The organism is Leucobacter aridicollis (assembly GCF_013409595.1).
Classification (GTDB): domain Bacteria; phylum Actinomycetota; class Actinomycetes; order Actinomycetales; family Microbacteriaceae; genus Leucobacter; species Leucobacter aridicollis.
On record NZ_JACCBD010000001.1, the window covers coordinates 1018509 to 1035852 of the forward strand.

Here is a 17344-nt window from a genome sequence, read left to right on the forward strand (position 1 = left end):
GCACAGCCGCCGCGGGTACGCTAAACCGGTGACTACCGTTCTCCTCTACGCCCTCGGGATCCTGATCATCGTGCTGCTGCTCGGCATCTCGATCGCGCTGCACGAAATCGGGCATCTGCTCCCCGCCAAGCTCTTTGGCGTGAAGGTGACGCAGTACATGATCGGCTTCGGGCGCACCATCTGGTCACGCAAGAAGGGCGAGACCGAGTACGGCGTGAAGATGCTGCCGCTCGGCGGCTACGTCGCGATGATCGGCATGTATCCGCCGTCGAAGCCGGGGGAGGCGCCGCGCGAGTCCACCACCGGGTTCCTGAACTCGGTCGTCGAAGACGCGCCCGTCAAGGTCGGCAAGAAGCACGGCGAGTCGATCGTCGACGAGATCACGCGGGTTGGGGACGTCGCGCCGGCGGCGCCGAGCGATGCCGGCCCGGGGAACACCGGGCCGAGCGATGCGGACGCCTCGGTAGCAGCTGGGCAGGACGAGACCGAATACCGCCGCGGCCTCGCCGGCTGGGTCGACGAGGCGCGCGACGCGAGCGCGGAGACGATCCCCGATGGGGAGGATCACCGGTCGTTCTACAGGCTCCCCGTCTGGAAGAAGATCATCGTGATGGCGGGCGGGCCGCTCATGAACCTGGTGCTCGCGTTCCTGTTCTTCGGCATCGTGATCTCCGGCTTCGGCGTCGCACAGTCGAGCACGACGCTCGCGCAGGTGAGCGAGTGCCTTGTGCCCGCGGGGAGCACGCAGACGAGCTGCGGGACCGACGACCCGGCGGCGCCAGCCGCGGCCGCTGGGTTGCAGCCAGGGGACACGCTTGTCGCCGTGAACGGGACGAAGATCGAGGACTGGGAGCAGTTCCGCTCGATCGTCGCCTCATCGCCTGGCCTCACCCTGCAGGTCGAGATCGAGCGCAACGGCAAGTCCGACATCATGGCGCTCACGCCCGAGGCGAACGAACGGATCCTCGCGGACAGCAGCGGTAAGGCAGTGCTCAACGAAGACGGCACGCCGAAGACTGAGAGCGTCGGCATGATCGGGGCAACCCCCGGCTCCGAGGTGGTGCAGCGCCCGATCGCCGAGGTACCAGCGTTCGTCGGCGAGAACGTGAAGAACGTCGCCGGGGTCATCGTGAACCTCCCCGCGCGCCTCGTCGACGTCTGGCAGGCTGCCTTCGGTGCGGAGGAACGCGACCCGAACGGCCCGATGGGCGTCGTCGGGATCGGCAGGCTGGCGGGTGAGGTCGTGAGCATGGACGAGGCCCCGCTCGCCGCGCGCGCCCAGTTCATCTTCAGCCTCGCGGGCTCGCTCAACGTGGCGCTGTTCGTGTTCAACCTCGTGCCGCTCATGCCGCTCGACGGCGGGCACATCGCTGGCGCGATCTACGAGGCGATCAAGCGGGGCTGGGCGCGGCTGCGCGGCAAACCCGACCCGGGCCCCGTCGACACGGCGAAGATGGTGCCGGTCACGTTTGTGGTCGTGATCGCCCTCGGTGCGATGAGCCTGCTGCTCATGTACGCCGATATTGTGAAGCCCGTCGCGCTATTCGGCTAACGTTCGGCTGACCCCGGTAGACTCGGTTCCGTGGCAGCAGTGAATTTGGGAATGCCGAAGGTGCCGGAAGTATTGGCACCGCGGCGCAAGACCCGTCAAATCAAGGTCGGCTCAGTCGGCGTGGGCAGTGACTCGCAGATCTCTGTGCAGTCGATGACCACGACTCCGACGACCGACATCAACGGAACGCTCCAGCAGATCGCCGAGCTCACGGCGGCCGGATGCGACATCGTGCGCGTCGCGGTGCCAAGCCAGGACGACGCGGATGTGTTGCACATCATCGCGAAGAAGAGCCAGATTCCGGTGATCGCCGACATCCACTTCCAGCCGCGCTACATCTATGCGGCCATCGATGCCGGGTGCGCCGCGGTTCGCGTGAACCCCGGCAACATCCGCCAGTTCGACGGCAACGTCGGGGCGATCGCGAAGGCCGCCAAGGACGCGGGCGTCTCGCTCAGGATCGGCGTGAACGCCGGCTCCCTCGACCGTCGCCTGCTGCAGAAGTACGGCAAGCCCACCGCCGAGGCGCTCGTCGAGAGCGCCGTCTGGGAGGCGTCGCTCTTCGAAGAGCACGACTTCCACGACTTCAAGATCTCGGTGAAGCACAACGACCCCATCGTCATGACGAAGGCCTACCGGCAGCTCGCTGCCGCCGGCGACTGGCCGCTGCACCTCGGCGTGACCGAGGCCGGTCCCGCGTTCCAGGGCACCATCAAGAGTGCCACCGCGTTTGGCATTCTGCTGTCCGAGGGCATCGGCGACACCATTCGCGTGTCGCTGTCGGCGCCCCCTGTCGAGGAGGTCAAGGTCGGCCTGCAGATCTTGCAGTCGCTGAACCTTCGCGAGCGCAAGCTTGAGATCGTGTCGTGCCCATCGTGTGGCCGCGCGCAGGTCGACGTGTACACGCTCGCCGAGGAGGTCACCAAGGGCCTTGAGGGCATGACGGTGCCGCTGCGCGTCGCTGTCATGGGATGCGTCGTGAACGGCCCCGGCGAGGCGCGCGAGGCAGACCTCGGTGTCGCCTCGGGCAACGGCAAGGGCCAGATCTTCGTGAAGGGCGAGGTCATCAAGACCGTTCCCGAGTCCGAGATTGTCGCCACCCTGATCGAGGAAGCGAACCGTATCGCCGACGAGATGGGGCACGAGCGCGAGTCCGGCGCCCCGGAGGTTCTCGCCGTCAAGTAGCGATCGCTACGCTCTCGCGGCCCCAGCCGCCAGCACGGTCCGGGCCCCAACAGGCCCCGACTGCCAGCGCGGCCCCGGTGCCGATGCGGCCCCAATCCATGCGATCTGCAGATCGTATCCAGGATTGGGGCCGTTCTTGCATTTCAACTGCAGATCTCCAGACGTGCGTTCGAGGGGACCCGGCTTGCACGACTATACACTGTGAGTATACGCTCGGTGTATGGCAACCATGGACTCCTCACATGCCCTCCTCGGGCTGCTCGGAACGGGCTCAGGCTACGGGTACGACCTGAAGCACGACTACGATCGGCATTTCGGCGCAGAGAAGCCGCTCGCGTTCGGGCAGGTGTATGCGACGCTCGCTCGCCTCATGAAGCACGGCTTCATCGCGCTGCTCGGCGACGAAGCCGGAGGCGGGCCAGACCGCAAACGCTACGAGATTACGCCGGCCGGCCGCGCCGAGCTCGAAGATTGGCTGTTCTCCGCTGACACCCCCTCGCCGGCGCTCCAGAGCAACCTGTTCGCGAAGACGATCATCGCGCTGTTGCTCGACGACGACGCCGCACGGCTGCTCGATCTCCAGCGTGCCGAACACCTCGAGCGGATGCGCGAGCTGACGCGGCGAAAGTTGGGCGCTGATCTTGCCACGGTGCTCGTCTGCGACCACGCACTGTTCCACATCGAGGCTGACCTCCGGTGGATCGAGCTCACTTCGGCAAGGCTCGGCGAACTGCGGTCGGAGGTGGCGCGATGAATCCCGTGCTCAGCGTCAGCGGCATCGAACGGTCATTCGGCATGGACGTCGCCCTGCGCGGCGTCGACCTCGACGTCGCGCAGGGCGAGATCCTCGCGATCATGGGGCCATCGGGTTCCGGCAAGTCGACACTGCTGCACATCCTCGCCGGAGTGCTCACTCCCGACGCCGGCACCGCGACCTACCGCGACCCGGCAACCAGCGAGACCGCGGAACTCAGCGCGCTCGGCGAGGCGGCACGGGCGAAGCTTCGGCTCAGCGAATTCGGCTTCATCTTCCAATTCGGGCAGCTGCTCCCGGACCTCAGCGCGGTCGACAACGTATCGTTGCCGCTGTTGCTCGCCGGGCAGCCTCGAAAAGTCGCGCTCCGGCAGGCGCGCCGGTGGCTTGAGCGCCTGGGGCTCGACGCCCACGCGCAGAAGCTTCCGTCGGAGCTGTCGGGCGGCCAAGCGCAGCGCGTCGCGATCGCCCGCGCACTCGTCACCGCCCCCAAAGTGATCTTTGCCGACGAGCCGACAGGGGCGCTCGACTCCCTCTCTGCTGAGCAGGTGATGCTCACGCTCACCGAGCTTTCCCGCGCCTCAGGAACGACGGTGGTGCTCGTCACACACGACGCACGCACCGCCGCGTACGCGGACCGTGAGATCGTCGTGCGCGACGGCAAGCTGTCGGGGCTGGCCCGATGAAGGCGCTGACACTCGGCTGGGTGCTTGCCTCGCGAGAGCGTGGCGGGTCGAAACGCCTCGTCGGCATCGCCGCGGGTGTCGCGGTCGGCGTCGCGCTGCTGTTGCTCGTCATCGCGGCCTACCAGGCGCTCGGCGACCGGAGCGCCCGGTCGACCTGGCCACTCGATAGTGCCTTCAAGACGGGCCAGGTCGCCGAGCTCGAGTTCGGCGACGACACCCTGTGGGTCGCGCCGAGCGGCATGCTCGGAGCCCCGGGCGACTACTACGACGGCCAGGCGATCACGCGGGTCTCGATCGCGGCGACCCCGCAGTCGACGGTCGCGGTGCCGGGCATCGAGCGCGCCCCGCAACCGGGGGAGTACTACGCCTCGCCTGCACTCGCGGCGCTGATCGACGGCACCCCCGCGGACGAGCTCGGGGACCGCTTCGGCACGCGGATCGGCATCGTCGGCCCCGATGCGCTCCTCGGCCCAGAAACCATGCTCGCGATCGTCGGCGCCGACGCAGCCGCCGTCGAACCGATGCTCGGAGCGAGCCTGCACGCGGAACTCTCAGGCGTCCGCTTCCCGACACCCGCGTACGCGATGATCGCGATTGTCGGCGGGATCGCCGTCCTCTTCCCCGTCGTCGTACTCATCTCGATCGTCACCAAGCTCGGGCAGGCCGCACGTACCGAGCGGTTCTCGACGATCCGGCTCATCGGCGCATCGCCGCGGCTCGTCGCCATGCTCGCGGCGCTCGAGGCCGTCGTCCCAGCGCTCGCCGGGGCGCTCGCCGGAGTCGGGCTCTTCTACGCCGTTCGTCCGCTCGCGGCGCTCGTCGAGATCGAAGGATCACGATTCTTCGTGAGCGACCTCGCCGTTCCTGCCTGGGCGATGATCGCCGCCGCACTCGGGACGGCACTGCTCGCCGGCCTGGTCGCGTTCGGTACCGCGCTGCGCACCGGCCTGGGGCCGCTCGGCGGAAGCCGCGAACAGCAGGAGCGCCGGCCTCGATGGTGGTCGCTTGTGCCGCTTGGGCTCGGCGCGGTCGTGATCGCCGCGCCCGCAGTCGTCGCAGCCGCGGGGCTCGACGTGCGGGTCCCCGACGTCGCCGTCCTTGTCGGGTTCATTCTCATCACCGTTGGACTCGTGCTCGCCGGGCCGTGGCTTGCCGCTGCCGTCAGCCGCTTCGGCGCCCGACGCGCGAACGATGCGGCAGGGGTGCTCGCGATGCGCAGGATCGCACGCCACCCGCGCGCAACCTTCCGGTCGGTGAGTGGCCTCGTGCTCGCGCTGTTCGTGGTGACGGTGTTCGCTGTCGGAACGACGACAGAGATCGTTGACGAGGTCGCCGACGTGCCGGCGACCGAACTCGTGCCTGCCGACGCGCTGGTTACGAACCTCGGGTTCGAAGCCGACGAAGCGGAACAGGAGCGGGCGCTCGCTCGCGTCGCCGCCGCTGACGGGGTCGACCGCGTCGTTCGGGTCGGCTGGTACGACGACGAGACCGCGGGCGCTGACGGTGAGCAGGGCGACGCCGGCGACGCGTCCGCCGAGGCGAACGGCGAAGCGCTCGGTGGCGGCTTCGTCGTGTCGGCGGCGGACGCGGCGGCGCTCGGCCTCGACGCGGGGAGCGCCGAGTGGCTGTGGATCGAACAGCCCTACTTCAGCCCCTTCGAGATCGGCAGAGACATTGACACCGCCCCGATGACCGCAGCGGCCGCTGCCACCGCGACGCCGGCGCTCGTCACCGTGCTCACCGACGGGCAACCTGGCTCGCGTGAGCGGGCGCGGACCGCCATAACGACCAGCGGCCTCACTGTCGCTGGCCTGCCAGCGACGCGGGCGGAGAGTACAGATGCGAGCGCGACCCGGTTCGCGCGGCAGTACGTCAGCCTTGCCTGGATCGGGATCCTGATCGCCACGCTCATCTCGGCGATCTCGCTGTCTGTCTCGACAGTCGCGGGCATGATCGATCGACGGCGCCAGCTTGGCCTGTTGCGGCTGAGCGGGATGCCAGCAGCGACGCTCCGGCGAATGATTGTGGTCGAGACCGCGCTGCCGCTCGCGACGGTGTTCCTGCTCACGGTCGGCCTCGGCTTCCTCACCGCGTGGGCCGTCGTCGTCGCGTTGAGCGGGGGCGACCGAGGCGTGACGCTCCCCGACGTCGGCTACCTCGGGCTCATCGGGATCTGCCTGGGGCTCGCTGCCGCCGCGATCCTCGTCGTGTTCCGCACAGTGCGAAGTGAGCTGCCGCTCGCCGCGACCCGGTTCGAATAGGGCGCGGAGGAGTCAGGCCGCGACGAGCTCGATCGTGCCGGTCGCGACATCGGCCCGCACCACTCGGACGCGGGCGTGGCGTCCCGCGACGAGCGCGCCGCCCGGATTGGGGACGCGCGCGGTGACGGCAGGGTCAACGATCTGCACTCGCGCGGTCTCGCCGCGAGCTTCGAGCACGACCGCGTCAAACGCTTCCCCGGCGCGGTCGCGGAGCAGCGCGGCCTCGATCCTGTCGAGCGCCTCCGAGTTGAGCCTGCCCGCGATCGCGGCTGAGGATCGCATGAGCCCGGGGACCTCGCCGAGGCTCGCGAGCGCCCACTCCGGCACATCGCGGCCAGCGCAGAGGGCCTCGCAGATCGCGAGCCCCCACCTGTCGACGAGCCGCCGAAGTGGTGCGGTCACGTGCGCGTACGGGGCCGCGATCGCGGCCTGCTCGGGATGCTCGGGCGGTGCGAGCGTCACGCCGTCGTGCGTCACGCCGAACGCGGCGTAATCCGCGCCGCGGAAGAGGCTTGACGCGGCGTGCAGCACGGCGGCGCCCGCCGGCGTGTCAGCTGGGACGGTTCGGAGGTATTCGCCGTAAGGGATGCCGTCCGGCCAGGGGAGCCCGAGCGCAGCGACGCGGCCGTGAAACTCGGCGAGCGCGGTGGCGTCGGGCGGCAACATCGTGCGAAGGATCCCGATCCCGCCGTCAAGCATGATCCTGCCTGCCGCCATCCCGGTGAGGAGGGACAGCTGGGCGTTCCACTCCTCGACACGGAGCGGGAACCGGCGCTCGATCCGGTAGCCGTGCTCGTCGCGGACAACCTCCTCTTCGGCCATGTTCAGGCTCGCACCGCCGCGCGCCCGCTCGCAGGCGATCCGGAGCTCGCCGACCACCGGGAGAAGCGCGAGGGCCGCGGCTGCGGCTGCGGTGCCTGTGGGCGGGGCCCCGGCACCCGCGGCACCGGTGCCAGGCCCGGCCGTGCCCGAATCGACAGCGACCTGCGCCGACGCATAGTCGAGCTTCGCGCGGGAACGGATCCGGGCGCGCTCGACGCGGGCAGGGCCGACATCCGCCCCGTCGAGCGCGGCACGGCCATCGGCGTCGAGCTCGATCGTCCAGACGAACGCGCTCCGATCCTCGTTCGGGAGCAGCGAGGCGCGCCCCTCACTGAGTTCGCGCGGGTGCAGCGGCACCGACCCGTCCGGAAGATAGAGGGTCTGGCCGCGGCGCCGTGCCTCGGCGTCGAGCGCGCCGCACGGCGCCACAAAGCCCGGCACGTCGGCGATCGCGTAGCGGAGCATGAACCCGGCGCGGCCGGTGCGCTCGATATGGAACGCCTGGTCGAGGTCACGCGACTCCGCTGGGTCGAGCGTCACAAACTCGATGTCGCGGAGGTCGAGATCGGGGACGGGCGGCGCGGCCGAGACGGCCTCTGCGAGCGCTTCCGGTGGGAACGCGTCGACGATCCCGTTCGCCTCCCTGAGCGCGGTGAGCGCCGCGGCGAGCTGGCCGCCTGGCGCGTGAGGTGCGATGTGCGTCCGCCTGCTGGGCATGGTCGTAGCCTAGCGCCTCGGCCCCAACAAACTCCTAGACTGGGGGCATGACAGCCGCAGCGAGTGACCAGACCACGGAAGCCGTAGACGCCCTTCTCAAAGTGGCCGGGGTGACGCAGCAGCGCGGGCTCGTTCGGAGGATCGTCGAGGCAGGCCTCGGGCTGTCCGCAGACGCCGCTTCACGGCTGGACCTGAAGATCTCTGCCGCGGCGCTCGAAGAGATGCGGGAGGCCTTCGCCCTATTCGCCCCCTACGCTGGCGTGCGGAAGGCGACGATCTTCGGGTCCGCGCGCACGCAGCCGGGCGACCTGCTCTACACCGCGGCGGAGGCGAGCGCGCGGGCACTCTCGGACGACGACTGGATGGTCGTGACCGGCGCCGGTCCAGGGATCATGGAGGCCGCCGCAATCGGGGCAGGCGCCGAGCACTCCCTCGGGGTCTCGATCCGGCTGCCCTTCGAGGAAGAGCCGAATGCGTTCGTCGCGAACGATGAACGGCACGTCGCGATGAAGTACTTCTTCACCCGGAAGCTCATGCTCGTGAAGGAATCGAGCGCCTTCATCTGCCTGCCCGGCGGATTCGGCACGATGGACGGGACGTTCGAGCTACTCACCCTGCAGCAGACGGGAAAGATGGCGCCCGTACCGATCGTACTGCTCGACCGGCCGGGCGGAACCTACTGGGAGGGATTCAAGAGCTTCGTGCTCAACGAGCTCGAGCGCGGGGGCTTCGTCACGCCGGGCGACCTCGACCGCGTCCTCATCACGGACTCCGCAGACGCCGCCGTCGAGCACGTGCACGGTTTCTGGAGCAACTACACGGACCTGCGCTGGTTCCCGACCCACGTGCCAGGCGAGCGTGACGCGCTGCTGCTGTACGTGCGGACGGCTCCGACCGCGGCGCAGCTTGCCGAGCTCACCGAACGCTTTGGGTTCATGCTCGCGGCCGGAGCGATTGAGGTCGTGGAGCCCTACGCCGAAGAAGGATCGGAGCGCGCCAACCTCGTGCGGGTACGCCTGGTGCCCCGGCCGCACGCGATCGGGGAACTCTACCGGCTCATCTGGGCGTTGAACGAGATGGTGCCCGGCGACCCGTCGACGGAGGAATAGCCGTGGGCGCGGCACCCGGCTCAGGCGACGACGCGTTTCGTGCCGCGCTCGCGGACGCGCGTACGGAGGTCGCCGGACGCCTGGCCGATCTCGAGCGCACCCTGGCCGAGCTTGTGCGCAGCCGCGAGTCAGCGAACGATGACGACGAGCACGACCCTGAGGGCGTGACGCTCTCCTCCGAGTGGTCCCGGCTCAGCGGCCTCGCGGACGCGGCGCGCACCGAACTCGCCGAGGCAGACGTGGCGCTCGAGCGGTGGGCGGCAGGCCGCTATGGTGTGTGCGAGAACTGCGGTGGGCCGATCCCTGTCGAGCGGCTCGAGGTGCGCCCGTTCGCGACGCGCTGCGTGCCGTGCGCGAGTCTGCGGCGCTGACAGGAGCCGTCGACGTGCGACGCCGCGGGGCGGTTGTCCACAGATCGCGCGAGGCGGTCGCCGTGCGCGGGGCTCGTCGCAATCCTTGAGACATGAACAGGCCCGCACGCCAGTTGCCAGCAGACCTCGGCGACGCGTTTCTGCGGTCGGAGGCGATCGCCGCTGGCGTCTCCCCTCGACGCTTGCGAAATGCTGACCTTGACACGCCATTTCGAGGCGTACGGAGGAAACGCGTTGATCCGTGCAGCATGTCGCAGCCTGGGCCGACCGGGCAGGTTTCCGCCGGTCACGCGAGCGCTGCTCACCCGCTCGCCCGACGGCGGGCCGAGCACCTCGAGCGGGCAAGGCTCTACAGCCTGATCGCGTCCGATGGCGCGTTCTTCTGCGGCAGAACGGCTGCGGTGATCCTGGGGCTCCCCGTTGCGCTCAAGCCCGCTCAAGATCTCGAGGTTGGGCGGCTATATCCCGCCCGCGCACCGCGAGCGCGGAGCATCCGGGGCGTCCAAGCTCGGCCAGCCCTCGTCACGCTGCAGTCGACGGCGGGGCTGCGCACGACCAGCCCGTCGACAACGTGGGCGATGCTCGGCCGCTGGCTCAGCCTGGAAGAACTTGTAGTGCTCGGCGACGCGATTGTGAACGACTCGCGCTTTGGGCGGGACGCGCCGACCGCGCTTGATGCGGCCGCGAACGCGCCAGGACGGCCTCGCGCGCGGCTGCTCAGGGAGGCGCTCTCGCTCGTGCGCGTAGGCAGTGCTTCTCCGCCCGAGACTCAGCTGCGGTTGGCGCTTCGCGCTGCTCGCCTACCCGAGCCCGAGCTCGATGTTGACGTGCGGGACGCGAGCGGGGGTCTCCTAGGGCGGAGCGAGCTCGCGTATCCGGAGAGCCGGGTTGCGATTGAGTACGAGAGCGACCACCACCGCGTTGACCAGCGGCAGTGGAACCGCGACATCGAGAAGTATCAGGCCTACGCCGAGTCAGGCTGGCGCATCATCCGGGTGACCGCGGCCATGCTGTACACCAACAGGGATGAGATGGTCAGGCAGGTTGCGGATGCCCTCGCAGTGGCAGGGCGTCCAGCCCGGTAGTCCCAGTGGCTCTGCAGTGCCAGTCACGGAGGTGCCAGCCACAGAGGTGCCAGTCATGGAGTTGGCAGTCCTGGAGTTGGCAGTTGTGGTCGCTTACGGGCCGCCAGAACGACCACTAGTGCCAACCCGGGCGGGGTGGAGGAGCCTGGGGGAGATATCTTGCCCACGGCCCCACCTGCCGCCCGCCTCCTGCCTCCTGCCGCCTGCCGTGAGTTGGCAGTTGTGGTCGCTTGCCGGGGCGTACAGCGACAACTACTGCCAACCGCCGGGGGTGTGGAGTGGGGTGGGCAGGGGCCGGGCCGGGGTGGCCCGGCCCGGGCAGGCCCGGCCCCTAGCCGACGTACTCCGCGAGGTGCTCGCCCGTGAGGGTGGACTTCGCCTCCACCAGGGCCGCGGGTGTGCCTTCGAAGACGACGGTGCCGCCGTCCTGCCCTGCCCCGGGCCCGATGTCGATGATCCAGTCGGCGTGGGCCATCACGGCCTGATGATGCTCGATAACGACGACGCTCTTGCCCGAGTCCACGAGCTTGTCGAGCACGCCGAGCAGCTGCTCGACATCGGCGAGATGCAGACCCGTCGTTGGCTCGTCGAGCACGTACACGCCAGCGTCTTCTGCCATCGCGATCGCGAGCTTCACGCGCTGGCGCTCGCCGCCGGAGAGCGTAGTCAGGGGCTGGCCGAGGGTGAGGTATCCGACCCCGACGTCGACGAGGCGGGACAGGATCTTCGCGGCCTTCGGCACCTTCGCGCTCGCGCCGGCTGGGGAGGTCCCGGACAGGAACTCGTTGGCGTCACTGATCGACATCTCGAGCAGCTCGGCGATGTTCTTCCCGCCCTCATCTTCGCTCCCGCCGAGCCTGTACTGCAGCACTTCGGCCTGGTAGCGCCGGCCCTCGCACTCGTCACAGGGGGTGGCGACGCCGGCCATCACGACGAGGTCGGTGTAGATAACGCCCGCGCCCTTGCAGACCGGGCAGGCGCCCTGCGAGTTTGCCGAGAACAGCGCCGGCTTCACCCCGTTCGCCTTCGCAAACGCGGTGCGGATCGGGTCGAGCACGCCCGTGTATGTTGCAGGGTTCGACCTGCGCGATCCCTTGATGGGGGACTGGTCGACGGCGATGACTCCCTCCCGGCCCGACACGTAGCCGTGGATGAGCGACGACTTGCCGGAGCCGGCGACGCCCGTGATCGTGCACAGCACGCCGAGCGGGACGTCGACGTCGACGTCGCGGAGGTTGTTGCGGTCTGCTCCGCGCACCTCGATCTTGCCCGTGGCCTCGCGCACCGATTCCTTGAGTGAGGCGCGGTCACCAAAGTGCTTACCGGTGACGGTGTCAGACGCTGCGAGGTCGTCGACGGTGCCCTCGAAGCAGATCTCGCCGCCCGCGGCACCAGCTGCCGGGCCGAGGTCGACGACGTGGTCGGCGATCTTGATCATCTCGGGCTTGTGCTCGACGACAAGCACGGTGTTGCCCTTGTCGCGCAGCCTGAGCAGCAGGCCGTTCATGCGCTGGATGTCGTGGGGGTGGAGTCCGATCGATGGCTCGTCGAAGATGTACGTCACGTCGGTGAGGCTCGACCCGAGATGGCGGATCATCTTCGTGCGCTGCGACTCGCCGCCCGAGAGCGTGCCGGCGGGCCGGTCGAGCGACAGGTACCCGAGCCCGATCTCAACGAACGAGTCGAGGGTGTCGCCGAGGTTTGCGAGGAGCGGCGCGACCGAAGCGTCTTCGAGCCCACGCACCCACGTGGCAAGGTCAGAGATTTGCATCATGCAGGCGTCGGCGATGGAGATGCCGTTGATCTTTGACGAGCGGGCGAGCTCGGTGAGCCGGGTGCCCTCGCACTCGGGACAGGTGTCGAAGGTGATCGCGCGGTCGACGAACGCGCGAATGTGCGGCTGCATGGCCTCGCGATCCTTCGAGAGCATCGACTTCTGAATCTTCGGGATGAGCCCTTCGTAGGTGACGTTGATGCCGTCGACCTTGATCTTCGTCGGCTCCTTGTAGAGGAGCGCGTCGAGCTGCTTCTCGGTGAAGTCCTTGATCGGGGTGTCGGCGTCGAAGAAGTCGTTCCCGCCGAAGATGCGCCCGTACCAGCCGTCCATCGAGTACCCGGGGATCGTGAGCGCGCCCTCGTTGAGGGTCTTCGAGGCGTCGTACAGCGCGGTGAGGTCGAAGTCGCTGACCTTGCCTCGGCCCTCGCAGCGCGGGCACATGCCGCCGATGATGTTGAACGAGCGGCGCTCCTTGGTGGTGCGGCCGCCCTTCTCAAGCGTGACGGCGCCAGCGCCCGAGATCGAGGCGACGTTGAAGGAGAACGCCTTCGCGGGGCCGATGTGCGGCGTGCCGAGCCGGCTGAAGAGGATGCGCAGCATTGCGTTCGCGTCGGTCGCAGTGCCCACGGTGGAGCGCGGGTCGGCGCCCATCCGCTGCTGATCGACGAGGATCGCGGTGGTCACCCCGTCGAGCAGGTCGACGTCGGGGCGGGCGAGGGTGGGCATGAATCCCTGCACGAACGTCGAATACGTCTCGTTGATGAGCCGCTGGGACTCGGCCGCGATCGTCGCGAATACGAGGGAGCTCTTGCCGGAGCCGGACACCCCGGTGAACGCGGTGAGGCGCCGCTTCGGGAGCTCGACGCTCACGTCCTTCAGGTTGTTTTCGCGGGCGCCATAGACGCGAATACGGTCGTGTGAATCGGCTGGATGGGAGGCTGCCTCAGTGCTCATACGCACAGCGTAGTCCTCCACAATTGTGAGCACGGAAAAACTTGTTCATGCATTGCAATACTTGCTACGCAAGGTATAGTCGCCGGTATGGATCCACAGGCGGAGCGAATAGCCACGAACCTCCGCAAGGGCGTGCTCGAGTACTGCGTGCTCGCGCTGCTCTCAGGCCGCGACATGTACGGACTCGAGCTCGCGGGCGCGCTCATGGATCGCGGCCTGACCGCGAGCGAGGGGAGCCTCTACCCGCTGCTCGCCAGGATGCGCGAAGCCGGCGCGGTCGAGACCAGGTGGGAGCAGCCTGAAGACACGGGCGGCACCCGCCCGCGGCGGTACTACGCGATCACCGCGCGGGGTCGTGAACTGCTCGCGGTCTTCGCCACGGTGTGGGGCGGGATCGCAGCCCAGGTGGAATCGCTCATCGCCGATGCCCGACCAATTGAGCCCGCGGCGGAACCTGAGCCCGGCACAGACACCAAGGAGCCCTCATGAATGCACGGACCCAGGCCGGGCAGGTCGAGACGTACCTGCGCTCGCTCGGCGACGCACTCAGCGATGCGCCCGCCGCACTGCGGAACGCCGCGCTTGACGATGTCCGCGCGCACGTCGCTGAGGCCCAGGACAGCGGGCGTTCGGACGCAGAGGCGCTCGCGGGCCTCGGCGATCCCGAAATCCTCGCGTCGCAGTATCTCGCCGAGCTCGACCCAGCGACCGTGGGGGCAGACGCGAGCGGGCGCCGGGCCGAGCGCGCAGCCTGGCTGCTGCAGGCCGCCGGCCTTGCGGTCGCGATCCTCACCGCGGCGTTCTCCGGGTTCCTGATGCGCGGTGGCGGCCAGGCAGCGCTCCTCTCGCTGATCCCCATTGCGATCGTCGCGCTCGGGCTCGTGCTTCCAACGCGGTACCGGCTCGCCTACGCCTGGGCGAGCGCCGCCTCGGTGACGGCGTTCGCCGCGATCGTCAGCGCGATCCCCGCGGCGCTCCTCTCGGTCGTCGAGTACCTGCCGTTGCTCCTCGTGGTGTGGGGCGCCGCGGTCACCCCCTGGCGGCTCTCGCGCGGGATCGGGCCGCGGGAGGCGCGGGTGTGGCGCTGGGTGGGGGCGGCGGTCGTCGCGCTCCCGGCCGTCTGGATGGGGGTCGCGGGCCTCATCGGCACGTTCGGCCTCGACTGGACCGCGTGGGTTGTGCTCGCCGTGCTCTTGGCGGTCGCCGTGTGGTGTGGGCTCGGGAGCAGGATCGCGGTGTCGGCTGTTGCCCTCGCCGGTGCAGTACTGCTGTCGATGCCATTCTTCGACGGCGGGGTCCTGACCCTCCTGTGGTGGTGGGTCGGCGGGCTCTTCCTCGCGGTGGGATTGCCGGCGGTGGTCGCGGGGCGCCAGCGGGAATCGTCGGCCGTACGCTGAGTGCGGGCTGTTGCTGCGGGGTGCGGTTACGCTAATGCCATGAGCGGGACGACACGGCGCCACGCGCGCGACGCGCGGGACCCGGGCGGGAGCCGGGAGGCGCGTTTGGGTCTCGGCCTTGTCGCCGCGCTCTGCGTGGTGCTCGCCGCCCCAGCTTTCTTCGTCGCCGAGCTGCCGTGGCTCGGGGCGGGGCTGCTCGCGGCCGGGCTCCTCGGTGCGGTCGTGGCGGACAGGCGGGCAGGGATCCGGATCTCGCCGCGGACGGGAGACCCCGCCGCGCCCTCGCTCACGCGCGATCTCTCGCTCGTCGCGCTCGGCCTGATGATCGTGCGCACAATCCCGCTCGCGGCCGAACTCGACACGCTCTCGATGCTGCGGTTCACGCTCGCGCTCGGCGGGGCGGTGCTCGTCCCGTACCTCGTGTCGCGCTTCGTCTACGGCGACCGGGCCACGGGGTTCCCGTGGCGGGGCGAGCCGCCACGGCGGCGGTGGGGCGCGCTGCACTGGGGCTGGCTCGCTGGCGTGCTCGTGCTCGGGTGGCTGATCCTGCCGTACTACTTCATCTCATCGGGCGTATACGCGAACTGGCCGGAGGTGAACACGCCCGATCTCGTCGCTCGCCTGTTCGTTGGCGTGGGGGCCGTGGGCATCTGGGACGAACTGTTCTTCATCTGTACGGTGTTCGCGGTGATGCTGCGCCACTTCCCAGCGTGGCTCGCGAACGTGCTCCAGGCGGTGGTGTTCGTGTCGTTCCTCTGGGAACTCGGCTACCGCGCGTGGGGCCCACTCCTGACAATCCCGTTTGCGCTCGTGCAGGGTCTCATCTTCCTGCGGACGCGCTCGCTCGGGTACGTCGTGACCGTGCACCTCTTATTCGACGCCGTGGTCTTCGCTGTGCTCGTGCACGCGCACAACCCGGCGCTGTTCGACGTCTTCCCGACGGCCCCGTAGGCGCCCGGGACTCCGGGAGGCGCCCCTGGGGGTTCTGTCAGCTCCTCCGGCAGCCCCGTCGGTGCCGTCGGGTGCCGTTGGTGCCGTCGGGCTAGCGTGCGAGGAGACCGGCGATCCGGCGTACCGCGAACTCGTACCCCTGGATGCCCGCGCCGGTAATCACGAACTCGGCGAGCGGGGAGAGGAACGAGTGGTGGCGGAACTCCTCGCGGGCGAAGACGTTCGAGATGTGGATCTCGGCGAACGGCAGCGGCACCCCAGCGAGCGCGTCGCGCAGCACGACGGACGTGTGCGTGAGGCCAGCCGGATTGATGATGATCGCTGAGCAGTCATGGCGCGCCTCGTGGATCGCGTCAAGGATCTCACCCTCGTGATTCGACTGCACGGCACGGACATCGATGCCGTATTCCTTCGCGACGCGGAACACGAGGCGCTCGACGTCTTTGAGGGTGTCGCTGCCGTAAATCTCAGGCTCGCGGGTGCCGAGCAGGTTGAGGTTCGGCCCGTTCACCAGCAGGATCCGCTTCATCTCGGCACACTCCTTGTGACTCGTTTGGTGTCTCACTATCGTAGCCCCGCGCCGAGCTCGCGGCGGGATACGCGGAGCGCCGTAATTGCACTCTCAGGGGCGCCCGGCTACCGTTGACGGGTGACTGAGCAGCCGCGCAAGCCTTTTGATCCCTCGACATTCCGCGACAAGCCCGTATCGTTTGTCCGCCGCAGCGGCAGGATGACGCCGTCGCAGGAGCGGGCCTGGGAAGAGTCGCGTAGCGACTTCCTGCTCGAGATCGCGCACGGTCCCGCCGCCACGAGTGTCGCAGCTGGGGAGACGGGAGACCCCGCCGAGATCTTCGGGCGCGAGGCCGACCTCATCGTCGAGGTGGGTTCGGGACAGGGGCACCAGATCCTCTCCGCCGCTGCGGCTCGGCCGGAGACGAACTTTCTCGCCGTTGAGGTGTTCCGCGCGGGGCTCGCGCGGACCGTCATTCGGGCGGCGGACGCCGGGCTCACGAACCTGCGTCTCGCGGAGGTCAACGCGCCGGAGCTGCTCGAGCACTACCTGCCCGAGGGGTCGGTCGCTGAGATCTGGGTGTTCTTCCCTGACCCGTGGAAGAAGGCCAAGCACCACAAGCGCAGGCTCATCAGCGCGGACTTCGCTCGGATCGCGCACCGAGCGCTCAAGCCTGGCGGCGTGCTGCGCCTCGGCACCGACTGGCAGAACTACGCCGATCACATGCGTGAGGTGATGGACGAGGCCCCCGGCTTCGAGCGCGCGTTCGAGGGCGACTGGGCTGAACGGTACGAGGGGCGCGTGCTCACCGCGTTCGAGAACAAGGGCATTGAGAAGGGCCGCGACATCCGCGACCTCACCTACCGCAAGATCTAGCGGCCGGGCTCAGCCGGGCCGTCTCGTCGGGCGGCTCTTCGCGCCGTCCGTCTGGGATCGACGATGGGAATGTCTCCGGGCCTAACTTCGGGCAGGTCTTCTGCCGATCCCATACGTTGCGACGGGAGTTTGGGGTGCCGCGACACGCGACACGCCCGGGTTGCACCGTGCGAATCCCTGTGTCAGAATAGACAGGTTCAGTACTCCGTGCATGCGGATCACTGCCAGGTAGTGCATTGCCCCTCGACATGATCGGGGTGTGAGGCCGCGGGCAGCGAACACAGCCTGCACGCCGAGAGGCGGCCAGACGCAAGTCCGGCCGTTTTGGTGCGTGCA

General features: G+C 69.0%; 15 protein-coding genes. 12 read left to right on the forward strand and 3 right to left on the reverse strand.

Annotation, left to right across the window (positions count from 1 at the left end; genetic code table 11):
- Window positions 1-28 precede the first annotated feature (28 nt).
- The 5 genes from BJ960_RS04715 to BJ960_RS04735 all read left to right on the forward strand — a co-directional run bounded on the left by BJ960_RS04715 (window position 29) and on the right by BJ960_RS04735 (window position 6438).
- Entirely contained in the window at window positions 29-1552 is a 1524-nt protein-coding gene (locus tag BJ960_RS04715; protein ID WP_185986464.1) for a M50 family metallopeptidase, read from the forward strand.
- A 51-nt stretch (window positions 1553-1603) separates the two neighbouring features.
- Window positions 1604-2737, forward strand: coding sequence for a flavodoxin-dependent (E)-4-hydroxy-3-methylbut-2-enyl-diphosphate synthase (ispG, locus tag BJ960_RS04720; protein WP_121078670.1), 1134 nt, complete (start codon window positions 1604-1606; stop codon window positions 2735-2737).
- A gap of 220 nt (window positions 2738-2957) precedes the next feature.
- The gene (locus BJ960_RS04725) at window positions 2958-3491 is read left to right on the forward strand and encodes a PadR family transcriptional regulator (protein ID WP_237463633.1); all 534 of its coding nucleotides are present in this window, start codon (window positions 2958-2960) and stop codon (window positions 3489-3491) included.
- On the forward strand, window positions 3488-4177 hold the full coding sequence (locus BJ960_RS04730; RefSeq protein WP_121078652.1) for an ABC transporter ATP-binding protein: 690 nt from the start codon (window positions 3488-3490) through the stop codon (window positions 4175-4177). Before BJ960_RS04725 ends, BJ960_RS04730 begins: the two co-directional genes overlap by 4 nt.
- A complete protein-coding gene (locus tag BJ960_RS04735; RefSeq protein WP_185986465.1) occupies window positions 4174-6438 on the forward strand; it encodes an FtsX-like permease family protein in 2265 nt (754 codons plus the stop codon). Before BJ960_RS04730 ends, BJ960_RS04735 begins: the two co-directional genes overlap by 4 nt.
- Before the next feature lie 12 nt (window positions 6439-6450).
- Here BJ960_RS04735 and BJ960_RS04740 read toward each other — a convergent pair whose 3' ends face one another.
- Window positions 6451-7977 (reverse strand): RNB domain-containing ribonuclease, encoded by a 1527-nt coding sequence (locus BJ960_RS04740; protein ID WP_185986466.1) that lies wholly within the window; start codon window positions 7975-7977, stop codon window positions 6451-6453.
- 47 nt (window positions 7978-8024) lie between these two features.
- On the opposite strand from BJ960_RS04740, the gene BJ960_RS04745 reads away from it, so the two are divergent.
- From BJ960_RS04745 to BJ960_RS04755, 3 genes are all read left to right on the forward strand, one after another.
- Window positions 8025-9086, forward strand: a complete 1062-nt coding sequence (locus BJ960_RS04745) for an LOG family protein (RefSeq protein WP_185986467.1) — start codon at window positions 8025-8027, stop codon at window positions 9084-9086.
- A gap of 2 nt (window positions 9087-9088) precedes the next feature.
- Window positions 9089-9457 carry a TraR/DksA family transcriptional regulator gene (locus BJ960_RS04750; protein ID WP_185986468.1) on the forward strand — a complete coding sequence of 123 codons (369 nt, stop codon included), beginning with the start codon at window positions 9089-9091 and terminating at the stop codon, window positions 9455-9457.
- 248 nt (window positions 9458-9705) lie between these two features.
- Window positions 9706-10542 (forward strand): hypothetical protein, encoded by an 837-nt coding sequence (locus tag BJ960_RS04755; RefSeq protein ID WP_185986469.1) that lies wholly within the window; start codon window positions 9706-9708, stop codon window positions 10540-10542.
- Between the two features lie 331 nt (window positions 10543-10873).
- Here the strand turns inward: BJ960_RS04755 and BJ960_RS04760 are convergent, their stop codons facing one another.
- Entirely contained in the window at window positions 10874-13273 is a 2400-nt protein-coding gene (locus tag BJ960_RS04760; protein WP_185986470.1) for an ATP-binding cassette domain-containing protein, read from the reverse strand.
- An 87-nt stretch (window positions 13274-13360) separates the two neighbouring features.
- Here BJ960_RS04760 and BJ960_RS04765 point away from each other — a divergent pair, with 87 nt between their 5' ends.
- The 3 genes from BJ960_RS04765 to BJ960_RS04775 are packed head-to-tail and all read left to right on the forward strand — an operon-like array spanning window position 13361 to window position 15621.
- The gene (locus BJ960_RS04765; protein ID WP_185986471.1) at window positions 13361-13762 is read left to right on the forward strand and encodes a PadR family transcriptional regulator; all 402 of its coding nucleotides are present in this window, start codon (window positions 13361-13363) and stop codon (window positions 13760-13762) included.
- The gene (locus tag BJ960_RS04770; protein WP_185986472.1) at window positions 13759-14670 is read left to right on the forward strand and encodes a DUF1700 domain-containing protein; all 912 of its coding nucleotides are present in this window, start codon (window positions 13759-13761) and stop codon (window positions 14668-14670) included. Before BJ960_RS04765 ends, BJ960_RS04770 begins: the two co-directional genes overlap by 4 nt.
- A gap of 39 nt (window positions 14671-14709) precedes the next feature.
- Window positions 14710-15621, forward strand: coding sequence for a CPBP family intramembrane glutamic endopeptidase (locus BJ960_RS04775; protein ID WP_237463634.1), 912 nt, complete (start codon window positions 14710-14712; stop codon window positions 15619-15621).
- A gap of 91 nt (window positions 15622-15712) precedes the next feature.
- Here the strand turns inward: BJ960_RS04775 and aroQ are convergent, their stop codons facing one another.
- Window positions 15713-16150, reverse strand: coding sequence for a type II 3-dehydroquinate dehydratase (aroQ, locus tag BJ960_RS04780; protein ID WP_121078636.1), 438 nt, complete (start codon window positions 16148-16150; stop codon window positions 15713-15715).
- A 120-nt stretch (window positions 16151-16270) separates the two neighbouring features.
- Between aroQ and trmB the strand changes: the two genes are divergently transcribed.
- The gene (gene trmB, locus BJ960_RS04785; RefSeq protein ID WP_185986473.1) at window positions 16271-17008 is read left to right on the forward strand and encodes a tRNA (guanosine(46)-N7)-methyltransferase TrmB; all 738 of its coding nucleotides are present in this window, start codon (window positions 16271-16273) and stop codon (window positions 17006-17008) included.
- Window positions 17009-17344 lie beyond the last annotated feature (336 nt).